Here is an 8,896-nt window from a genome sequence, read left to right as displayed (position 1 = left end):
GTCGAAGCGGCTGATGTACGACTCGTACCGGCGTGAGGTGGCGCCCGAGGGCAGGCCGTAGCGCGCCATGTTGGTGTTTCGGACCGCTGAGGTGTCGGTGGTGCCGAAATACTGGTTGAAGTTTTCTTCGCAGGTCAGGTAGGTGCCCCAGGGCGTCCAGCCGTTGCCGCAGTTGTTGAGTGTGCCCAGCACCACGGTGCCGGTGGGGTCGGCGGTGGTGGTCATCAGCGCGTCGCCGGCCGCCGGGCCGGTCAGCAACATGGGCGTGTTGCCGGTGATGCGGCGGGTGTAGCGGGAGTCCACCACCAGCGACCACACGCCGCCCGTACGCCGGATGTGCACCACGCTCACGCCGTGGGCGTTGAGATCCTTGTGTGCGTCGTCCAGGCTGTTGACCTGCCCGTCGGTGAACAGGTACTGCAGGTTGGTGTACTCGTGGTTCATCACGAGCAGCCCCTCGTCGCTCTTGCCGTCGATGGCGAAGTAGTGAATGCCGTCGTGGTTGTCGCCGATCTGGCGGGCCTGGGCGGCGGCGTTCTCGCTCGCGTCACCGACCCAGGTAGCGCCTGCGCCGGTGGAGAACAGCGGTGTGCCCCAGGGCAGGAAGGGGGTGGCGGTGTAACCGGGTGCGATACGGATACCGTCGTCCGTGTAGGTCGCGATGGCGGCAAAGCCCAGCAAGGGCTGATCGGCCACAGGCGCACTGACCGTGGTGTCGTCTCCGCCGCCGCAGCCGGTGAGCCCCGCCGACATGAAAGCCACCGCAGCGGCACCCACACCCGACTTGAAGAGGAAGCCGCGCCGGTTCACCGCGCGCTGCACCACCTGCTGGAAGTGCTCGTTGTGGCTGAGGTTGGTGGGCAGGTCTTCGCTGTCGATCGTGTGCGTCATGGGGGGTGTCCTCGTCGGCGTTGGTGGGGAGTGGTTCAAGCCGGCAGAGCGTAGGTATCCCGTGTGTAGCGACCATGACGCGACAGCGTCAACACCATGACAGCACACAGCCAACCCAACGCCACACAAGGGTCACCACTTCGTCACAGGCCCGTCATCTGCCACGCCCACACTGCGCGCGTCCTCTCCCACTTTCAACGAGATACACACATGACCCCAGCATCCGTTCCCGGCACCGACTTCAACATCGAAGACTCCAACCCGACCGACAACGCCAGCATCGCGCAGGTGCTGGACGCACGCCTGAGCCGCCGCGGTCTGCTGCGCGGTGCCATGGGGGCCGCCGGCGTGGGCACGCTGGCCGCCACCGGCCTGAGCGGCTGTGCCACGGCAGGTGGCTCGCTGCCAGCGGCCGCCTCGCAGCTGGGCTTCAACCCGGTGGCCAAGAGCCTGGCCGACGCCGTGGTGGTGCCCGAGGGCTACACCGCGCAGATCGTGTACGCGCTGGGCGACCCGCTCACCGCCAGCACCCCTGCGTTCAAGAACGACGGCACCGACACCGATTTCGGCAACCGTGCCGGCGACCACCACGATGGCATGGAGTGGTTTGGCCTGGACGCCCAGGGCAAGCCCTCGCGCAACGCCAACCTGCGCGGCCTGATCGCCATGAACCACGAGGCCACCACCGACGAAAAGCTCGCCTCGTTCTTCCTGCACGCCAACGGCGGCACGGCCACCCTGCCCCGCCCGGCCGAAGAAGTGGACAAGGAACTGATGATCCACGGCCTGAGCGTGGTGGAACTGCAGAGCGACGGCAAGCAGTGGGCCTACAAACCGGGTTCGGCCTTCAACCGCCGCGTGACCACGATGACCGAAGCCGTCATCCACGGCCCGGCCCGCGGCAGCGAGCACCTGGTGACCAAGTACGACGGCACCGGCTCCAAAGCCCGTGGCACCCTGAACAACTGTGGTGCAGGCAAGACCCCCTGGGGCACCTACGTCAGCGGTGAGGAAAACTGGTTCGGCTACTTCTTCCGCGACGCCAAGGACGACGACGCCCGCAAGAAGGACAAGCAGGTGCAGGCGCTCAAGCGCTACGGCCGCAAGGCCGGCGAGGCCAGCCGCCACGGCTGGGAAAGCGCCGGCAGCGACGACCGTTTTGTCCGCTGGAACAACAGTGCCATCGGCACCAGCGCCAAGGATGACTACCGCAACGAGATGAACACCTTCGGCTATGTGGTCGAGCTCGACCCCTACGACGGCAAGGCGCTGCTGCGCAAGCGCACCGCCCTGGGCCGCATGGGCCACGAGAACATCACTTTTGCCCGCGTGGTGGTCGGCCAGCCGGTGGTGGCCTACATGGGCGACGACGCGCGCGGCGAGTACATCTACAAGTTCGTCTCCGAAGCCAAGTGGGACGCGGCCGACGCCAGCGGAGCCAACCGCCTGGCCGCCGGTGACAAGTACCTCGACAAAGGCACGCTGTACGTGGCGCGCTTCAAGGACGACGGCAGCGGCCAGTGGCTGGAGCTGTCGATGGACAACCCGGTGATCGCGGGCAGTTCGTACTTCGAATTCAAGAGCGCGGCCGACGTCGCCATCTTCACCCGCCTGGCCGCCGACGCGGTGGGCGCCACCAAGATGGACCGCCCCGAGTGGGCCGGCGTGAACCCGAAGAACGGCGAGGTCTACATCACCCTCACCAACAACAGCAACCGCACCGCTGCCACGGCCGACAGCGCCAACCCGCGCGTCTACACCGACATGAAGGGCAGCAAGGAACAGAAGGGCAACGTGAACGGCCACATCGTGCGCCTGGCGGAAAAGCAGCCGCACGACGACCGCTTCCGCTGGGACATCTACCTGTTCGCGTCGGAAGCCGGTGCCGACCGCGGCAGCGTCAACCTCTCGGGCCTGACCGACGAGAACGACCTGTCCTCACCCGACGGCCTTGTGTTCAGCAAAGCCAGCGGCATCTGCTGGATCGAGACCGACGACGGCGCCTACACCGACAAGACCAACTGCATGCTGCTGGCCGCCCTGCCGGGCCGTCTGGGCGACGGTGGGGAGAAGACGCTGACCTACGGCGACAAGCAGGTTCGCACCCACATGGGCAAGGAACAGACCACCGCCACCTTCAAGCGCTTTCTGGTCGGCCCCAAGGGTGCAGAGATCACCGGCATCACCGAAACGCCCGACGGCTGTGCGCTGTTCGTGAACATCCAGCACCCGGGTGAGAACACGAAGATGGCCGACATCGCCGACCCGGCCAAGTACGAAAGCCGCTGGCCCACGAACGTGGGCTACGGCGCTGGTCAGCGCCCGCGCTCGGCCACCATCGTCATCACCCGCCAGGACGGCGGTGTGGTCGGCGCCTGATCGATCACAGCGAAGGGAACACCCCGTTCGTGGGGTTCGGAGCGACCTGCGGGTCGCTCTTTTTTTGGGCCGGTGCCGGGGGGTGTCATGGGGGTTTCACACCACCGTCACAGCCTTCACACAAGGCTTGGCGATGCTGTGCGTTTTCCAACGCTCATCCCCTCCCGCCCATGAACCTTCATCTCCACAGAGCCCTGCTGGCCACGGCCGCGACCGGTCTGCTGACCCTTGGCGCCTGCGGTGGATCGGACAGCGCATCCGCCACCGCAGAACCCACCTTCGCCCCACTGAGCCTGACGGTGGCTCACATCAACGACCACCACTCGCAGCTGGACGCCTTCACCGCCACCACGCTCACGCTGGCGGGCACCGCGACCCAGGTGGACCTGGGCGGCTTCGCGCGCGTGACCACCGCCTTCCAGCGCTACACCGGCCGCAGCGACGTGATCAAACTGCACGCGGGCGACGCCGTCACGGGCACGCTCTACCACACGCTGTTCAAGGGCCAGGCCGACGCAGCGCTGATGAACACCGTCTGTTTCGATGCCTTCGAGCTGGGCAACCACGAGTTCGATGATGGCGACGCCGGCCTCAAAGTCTTCCTGGACCACCTGCGCAGCGGCAACTGCCAGACCCCGGTGCTGGCCGCCAACGTGACGCCGCAAGCCGGCACACCACTGGGCAGCGGCTACCTGCAGCCCCACACGATCAAGACCGTCAACGGCGTGAAGGTGGCGATCATCGGCATCGACATCAAGGGCAAGACCACGAATTCGTCGCGTCCGCTGGCCACCACCGTGTTCGACGACGAGGTGCAGACCGCGCAACGCCAGATCAACACGCTCAAGCAGCAGGGCATCCGCCACTTCATCCTGCTCACCCACCAGGGCTATGAGGCCGACCAGGCCATGGCCGCACAGTTGACCGACGTGGATGCCATCGTCGGCGGCGACTCGCATTCGCTGCTGGGCGACTTCAGCGCGCTGGGTCTGAGCAGCTCGGGCGCCTACCCCACGAAACTCACCAACAAAGATGGCAAGCCCGTCTGCGTGGTGCAGGCCTGGGAATACAGCAAGGCCATCGGAGAACTGAGCCTCAACTTCAACAACAAGGGCGAAATCGACAGCTGCACCGGCCAGGCCTCGCTGCTGATCGGGTCGAGCTTCAAACGCCAGGACAGCGGCGGGGCCTGGCAGACCGTCGATGACGCCACACGCCTGCAGATCCTCCAGACCCTGCAGAACGTCCCCGCCGTGCGCGTGACCGAGCCCGACACCGTGGCGGCGCTCACGCTGGCGGGCTACGCGGCACAGGTCACGGCCAAGAAGGCCGAAACCATTGGCACCGCGACCGAAGCGCTGTGCCTGGTGCGGGTGCCCGGCGAGAGCACCAACCGCTCGGCCGGTGTGAGCGGCTGCGAGAGCGCCAACACCCTGGCCCGCGGAAGCGATGCGGCGCAGGTGGTGGCCGAGGCCTTCCTGGCCGGTAGCCTGGCGGCCGACGTGGCGATCCAGAACGCCGGCGGCGTGCGCATCGCCGTGCCAGCCGGCACGCTGAGCATGAACACCGCCTTCACGCTGCTGCCCTTCACCAACGTGCTGGTGGAACTGCGCATGACCGGTCGGCAGATCGTGGACGTGCTCGAAGACGCGGTGGCCAACCACCTGGACGCCGGCCAGTCCAGCGGCTCGCACCCCTACGCTGCCGGCCTGCGCTGGCACCTGGACATGAGCAAAGCCAAGGGACAGCGCTTCTCCGGCCTGCAGGTGCGCAACCGAAGCACCGGCACCTGGGGCGCCCTGGACCTGACCCGCAGCTACACCGTGGCCACCAACGATTTCATTGCCACCGGCAAGGACGGCTACACCACCTTTGGCACCGTCTACGCGGCAGGCAACGCGGTCAACAACTACCTGCTGTACACCCAGACCTTCGTCGACCACGTGCGTGCCCTGGGCAACGTGGGCCGTCCGGCCGCGGCCGACTATTCACACCAGGCGGTGACCACCGCCGCCGGCGTGGTGCTGCCATGACAGAGCACACCGCGCAGGCGGTTCGGTCCTCCGCGCCCGGCGCGCCGCTCTGGCAAGCCCTGGACCTGCGCCTGTTCACCTGGGTGGGCGGCGGACACGCGGCCCGCCCGCGCACGCTGGCGCTGGCCTGCGTGCTGGGCCGCTGGAGCTGGGTGCCGCTGCTGACCTTGATGGCGGCGGTGGCGCTGCGCGGCGGCGCAGCCGGGATGTGGGTGCTGGGCCAATGCCTGGCAGTCGCGACGCTGGTGCAACTGGCCAGCAAACGGCTGGCGCGCCGCTGGTGCGCCCAGCGCCCCTTCATGCGGGGCCTGAGCCCCAACCACCTGCGGCACAGCGTGCGCGGCGGTTTCCCCAGCACACACGCCACCGTCATGGGCGCCGTGCTGGGCTTCATGGCCTGGCACCTGCCGGCCACCGACCCGGTGTTGGCGGGCATGGCGCTGACGGTGGCGGCCACTGGCTGGGCACGCGTGTACGCCGGTGCGCATTTCCCGCTGGACGTGCTGGCCGGCCTTGTGTTCGGCGGATTGAGCGGTGGCTTGCTGGCCGCCGCCTGGGCGGTGTGATGGCTGGGCCACCGGCCGGGGGCATGCACCCCGTCAGCCCGACGTCATTCAATTGCCATTTTTCTGTCACGGAAATCGACGCCTGCTTCGATATGCTCGCCCGATGCCGTGTACGTCGATCGTTTGCATGGCCGCCCCTCCCCTATCCGTTGAGAGAAAGACCTTCACCATGCGTGCCCTGAAGCAAGCCCGAAAGCTGATCGAAAAGAAACCCGAGTCCCCCGCCGCGCAAGCGCTGTCGACGCTGGTGGTGGCGCTGGAGTCGGAAACGCCGTTCGCGCTGCAGAGCCTCTACCAGCTCGACTACGACGACTTTGAACTCGCGCTGGACGTGCTCAAGGAATGGCGACTGGACCGCTACTACAGCTCCAAGGTGCGCCTGCTGGACCTGTCGGTGCAGCTCGGCGAAATGCGCCAGGAAGCGCCGGCCAAAGCCGCTGTGGTGGCCGCCAAGCCGGCTGAAGCCACCGCCCCCGCCGTCAAGGCCTGAGCCGGCGTTCAGCGACCACTCAGACCTGCCCGATGGCGCCCCGACAACCGCCGGCGCTGCAGGGCGAACAACTCCACCAGCCCCGCTACCCAACCGCAGGCCACCACACCGGCCTGCACCAGCCGCCGCTGTGTGGAACGCGGGCGGCGCGGTTTCAAGGTCGGAGGGTTCATGAGAGGGCTCCTGTGCATCGGCATGCGCTTCGACCTTAAAGACCCGGTGTGACAGATCCGTGTCGCCCGGCATGAACCGCCCGCCGCCCCACCCCTTGCTGCCCGAGCTGCGCTGGCTCGAACAGCTCATCGAGCGCGGTCACCCCCACCTGCAGGCGCGCGAAGCGCGGCGCATCCACGTACCGGACGGACCCAGCTTGCCGGTGCACGCCATCACCCTCGGCAACCCGGACGCGTCGCTGCCCGCGGTGGGCTACTTTGGCGGCGTGCACGGGCTCGAGCGCATCGGTGCCGAGGTCGTCATCGCTTTCCTGCAAAACATCGTCACGCGGCTGGACTGGGACACCGCCCTGCACCGCCTGCTGGACCACGTGCGCCTGGTGTTCATGCCCATCGTCAACCCGGGCGGCATGTGGGCCGCCACGCGCGCCAACCCGCGCGGCGTGGACCTGATGCGCAACGCGCCGGTGGAGTCGCGCGAAAAAGTGCCGTGGCTGATGGGTGGCCAGCGCATGAGCGCCGGCCTGCCCTGGTACCGCGGCCGCCCGGGCGAGCCGCTGGAAGCCGAAAGCCAGGCCCTGTGCGAGCTGGTGCAGACCGAGCTGCTGGACCGGCCGTTCAGCATCGCGCTGGACTGCCATTCGGGCTTCGGCATCCGCGACCGGCTGTGGTTCCCCTTTGCCCACACGCGCGCGCCCATGCCGCACCTGGCCGAGGTGCAGGTGCTCAAAACCCTGTTCGAGCAGGCGCACAGCCACCACCCCTACATCATCGAACCGCAGAGCGCGCAGTACCTGGCGCACGGCGACCTGTGGGACCACCTCTACCTGCAGGCCTGCGAGCACCGCGAACGCACCTTCCTGCCGCTGACGCTGGAGATGGGCTCGTGGCTTTGGATCAAGAAAAACCCGCGCCAGCTGTTCTCGCGCAAGGGCATCTTCAACCCCCTGATCGGCCACCGGCAACAGCGGGTGCTGCGCCGTCACCTGGCGCTGCTGGACTTTATGGCCCGCGCCGCCAGCAGCCATGAGCGCTGGCGCCCACCGGCCGACGACCGCGCACAGCACCACGCGCAGGCCCTGGCGCAGTGGTTCCCGGCATGAGCGCTGCCGGGCTGCTCCCAAGGCGCTCCGCCCCGCAGGGTGCAGCACGGAGGGCAGACGAATGAGCGTCACCGCCCTCACATCCCCTGCGCCCACCTGGGTGCTGCTGCGCGGCCTCACGCGCGAAACGGCGCACTGGGGTGACTTCCCCTGCGTGTTGCAGCGGGCGCTGCCCGGCGCACAGCTGCACCTGCTGGACCTGCCCGGCAACGGCGTGCGCCACGCCGAACGCAGCCCCGCCACGGTGCACGCGCTGGTGGCCGATGTGCGCCGGCAGCTCGCGCAGCGGGGTATCGCCACACCGGTGCACGTGCTGGCCCTGTCGCTGGGCGCCATGGTGGCCGCGCAATGGGCGCACACCGCACCGCACGAGCTGGCCGGTGCCGTGCTGGTCAACACCAGCTTGCGACCCTTCAGCCCCCTACACCACCGGCTGCAAGCACCCAACTGGCCGCGCGCGCTGCGCCTGGCCCTGGGCCGCCCCACGCCTGATGCGGCCGAACGCCTGGTCTGGCAGATGACCAGCCGACAACGCAACGTGGACGAAGCCGTGATCGCCGCCTGGGTGGCCGCGCGGCGCCAGCACCCGGTGCGCGGGGCCAACGCCCTGCGTCAGCTGCTGGCCGCGGCGCGCTACCGCGCACCGGTGCAGCCCCCGACCGTGCCCCTGCTGCTGCTGGCCGGCGCGGGCGACCGGCTGGTGGACCCACGCTGTTCACACGCACTGGCGCAGGCCTGGTGTGCGCCGCTGCGGGAACACCCGCGCGCCGGCCACGACCTGCCGCTGGACGACCCGCACTGGGTAGCCGAGCAGGTGCGCGACTGGCTCACGGCGCCACGCTGAGCGACCGCGCGCCGTCACATCGACGACTCATGCGCGTCATACGCTGCGCGCGCCGGCCACCTTTTGGCCGGACCCACTGTTGACGCCCACATGAACACCTTGCGCCTCTGCACACTGGCCGCCGCTCTGGCCAGCACCTTCGCTTTCACCACCCCGGTCCTTGCCCAATCGCCGCAGAACGAACGCGGCCCGTTCGCCCTGGTCCACCACCTGCCGGTGGACGGCGTGGCCGAGATCGTGGCCGCCACGCCCAACGGCCTGACCCTGCTCTACACCAGCGCCGACGCCGGCGCGCTGGGTCTGGTGGACATCACCGACCCGGCACGCCCTGCATCACTGCCGCGCATCGACGTGCGCCTGGGCGGCGTGGGCGAGCCCACATCGGTGGCGGTCAGCCCCGACGGGCGCTACGCCGTG

At 68.5% G+C, this 8,896-nt stretch carries 8 protein-coding genes; 7 read left to right on the top strand and 1 reads right to left on the bottom strand.

Annotated features, from left to right (window positions below):
• Positions 1 to 891 (bottom strand): PhoX family protein (locus ACR2JA_RS10650; RefSeq protein WP_434009057.1); only part of this gene is annotated, 891 nt, incomplete at its 3' end.
• A 210-nt stretch (positions 892 to 1,101) separates the two neighbouring features.
• Here ACR2JA_RS10650 and ACR2JA_RS10645 point away from each other — a divergent pair.
• The 7 genes from ACR2JA_RS10645 to ACR2JA_RS10615 form a co-directional block, all read left to right on the top strand.
• Positions 1,102 to 3,270, top strand: a complete 2,169-nt coding sequence (locus ACR2JA_RS10645; protein WP_434009056.1) for a PhoX family protein — start codon at positions 1,102 to 1,104, stop codon at positions 3,268 to 3,270.
• 170 nt (positions 3,271 to 3,440) lie between these two features.
• Entirely contained in the window at positions 3,441 to 5,303 is a 1,863-nt protein-coding gene (locus ACR2JA_RS10640; protein ID WP_434009055.1) for a 5'-nucleotidase C-terminal domain-containing protein, read from the top strand.
• Positions 5,300 to 5,869 carry a phosphatase PAP2 family protein gene (locus tag ACR2JA_RS10635; RefSeq protein WP_434009054.1) on the top strand — a complete coding sequence of 190 codons (570 nt, stop codon included), beginning with the start codon at positions 5,300 to 5,302 and terminating at the stop codon, positions 5,867 to 5,869. Before ACR2JA_RS10640 ends, ACR2JA_RS10635 begins: the two co-directional genes overlap by 4 nt.
• Before the next feature lie 169 nt (positions 5,870 to 6,038).
• Entirely contained in the window at positions 6,039 to 6,359 is a 321-nt protein-coding gene (locus tag ACR2JA_RS10630; protein WP_434009053.1) for a hypothetical protein, read from the top strand.
• Positions 6,360 to 6,603: 244 nt separating this feature from the next.
• Positions 6,604 to 7,635, top strand: coding sequence for a M14 family zinc carboxypeptidase (locus ACR2JA_RS10625; RefSeq protein WP_434009052.1), 1,032 nt, complete (start codon positions 6,604 to 6,606; stop codon positions 7,633 to 7,635).
• Positions 7,636 to 7,696: 61 nt separating this feature from the next.
• A complete protein-coding gene (locus ACR2JA_RS10620) occupies positions 7,697 to 8,479 on the top strand; it encodes an alpha/beta fold hydrolase (protein WP_434009051.1) in 783 nt (260 codons plus the stop codon).
• 90 nt (positions 8,480 to 8,569) lie between these two features.
• Positions 8,570 to 8,896 (top strand): hypothetical protein (locus ACR2JA_RS10615; RefSeq protein WP_434009050.1); only part of this gene is annotated, 327 nt, incomplete at its 3' end.

This window comes from Hydrogenophaga sp., from assembly GCF_051007235.1.
Classification (GTDB): Bacteria; Pseudomonadota; Gammaproteobacteria; order Burkholderiales; family Burkholderiaceae_C; genus Hydrogenophaga.
Note: the sequence above shows the minus strand (reverse complement) of the source record. Positions and strands in the feature narration are given on the sequence as shown.